Source organism: Cupriavidus sp. CuC1 (assembly GCF_044627735.1).
GTDB classification, from domain to species: Bacteria; Pseudomonadota; Gammaproteobacteria; order Burkholderiales; family Burkholderiaceae; genus Cupriavidus; species Cupriavidus ulmosensis.
The window spans coordinates 1-1,535 of sequence record NZ_JBIUHC010000364.1 but is presented as its reverse complement, the minus strand read 5'-3'; the positions used below and the strand labels follow the sequence as shown (position 1 = coordinate 1,535).

Genomic DNA, 1,535 nt, shown 5'->3' with positions numbered 1-1,535 from the left:
GCGGCTGTCAACGTAGTTGTCACGTGAGGGTATTGAATCAAGCGGCTTCTTTGAAGGCGTCGGCCTCCTTGTTTGGCGTTTCTGGATTCAGGTTGACCTGATCGACATAGCTCCAGTCACGGGTCTGCTTTGACCAGCGCCGTGGATTGGCTCGGCGTGCCAGTTCGTAGACGACGGCCCGATTGGCGAGCAGGGCCACGTCTTGCCCCGCATGGCGTTGATTGGGCGTCACGAAACCGATGGCGCTATGACGATGCTCCTCGTTGTACCAACGCACGAGTGCGGTGGCCCATCGACGCGCTTGCAGCAGGTTCTCGAATGGTTTGACGGGCAGTTCCGGGCGGTACTTCAGCGTGCGGAACAGGGCTTCCGAATGGGGATTGTCATTGCTCACCGAGGGGCGGCTGCGGCTGGGCGCCACGCCCAGGCGCTGCATGGTCGCCAGCATCGTCTCGCCCTTCATCGGGGAGCCGTTGTCCGAGTGCACCACGAGTTGCCCTGCGGCGATGCCCTGTCTGGCACAGATGTCCTGCAGCAGCCCCGCCGCTTGCTCCGCGCTTTCGCTGTCGAACACCTGCCAGCCCACGATCTTGCGGCTGAAGAGGTCGACGAACAGGTACAGATAGAAGTGGATGCCACGCACGCACGTGGGCAAATACGTGATGTCCCAGCAAAAGACCTGGTTGGGGCGTGTCGCTGTCAGCGCCCGCGGCCTGCTGCGCTTATGCGGCGCACGCTCCGGCCGGCGATGGTGCATCTGGCCGGCCTGATGCAGCAGCCTGTACAGCGTCGATTCGCTGGCGATATAGCGCCCCTGATCGGCCAGACGGGGCACGATCTGGCTCGGTGGCAGATTCTTGAACTCGTCGCCGTTGAGCACCGCCATGGCCGCCTTGCGCTCGGCTTCGCTGAGCTTGTTGGCCGGCTCCGCCCGTTCGTGCAGGCCCTTCACACGGCGATCCCCGACCCGCCCTTCAGGACGCCGCCAGCGCTGCACGGTCCGCGCGGACAAGCCAATCTGGGCGCACGCCGGTTCCAGCCTCGCACCGGCGGCACAGGCTTCATCAATCAAGGTCATCAGAGTTTGGCGCTGTTGGGGACAGGTCATTAATCCTCGTCCCCCAACAGCGCTTGGAACTTTTTTTGCAATACCAGCAGCGCTGCCGCCTCAGCCAGGGCGCGTTCCTTACGCCGCAATTCGCGCTGCAGCACCTCGTGCTTGTCTTGCAGGGCCTTAAGCTCTGCCTTGGCTTCGCGCCGCTCTTGCTGCGTCTCGGGGGCGGGGCTGCCGCAAAAGGCTTCGCGCCACGCCGTCAGTTGGTGCTCAAACAGCCCCTTCTCGCGGCACCAGGCGTGCAGCGCCTCACCGCTGAGGCCATGACTCTCCTGCAGGGCCAACAGCCGCTCGGCGGCGCTCCATTGGCGGGCCGGCAGGCTCTCGGGAAGGCTGCTAGGCATCGCAACTTCAGCTTTGCCTTTGCGCGGCTCCTTGAGCCAACCCTTGAGGGTGTGCAGCGGCATGTTCAGCTCTGCCG

Annotated in this window: 2 protein-coding genes; both read right to left on the bottom strand. The window is 64.2% G+C overall.

Annotated features, from left to right (window positions below; translation table 11 throughout):
- Positions 1–37 precede the first annotated feature (37 nt).
- A complete protein-coding gene (locus ACGLHR_RS51660) occupies positions 38–1,108 on the bottom strand; it encodes an IS3 family transposase (protein ID WP_400103867.1) in 1,071 nt (356 codons plus the stop codon).
- Positions 1,108–1,535 (bottom strand): transposase (locus tag ACGLHR_RS51655; protein WP_400103865.1); only part of this gene is annotated, 428 nt, incomplete at its 5' end. The genes ACGLHR_RS51655 and ACGLHR_RS51660, both read right to left, overlap by 1 nt.

Coding starts and splice junctions, on each gene's coding strand:
- ACGLHR_RS51660 (WP_400103867.1), bottom strand. CDS start 1,108: ATGACCTGTCCCCAACAGCGCCAAACTCTGATGACCTTGATTGATGAA.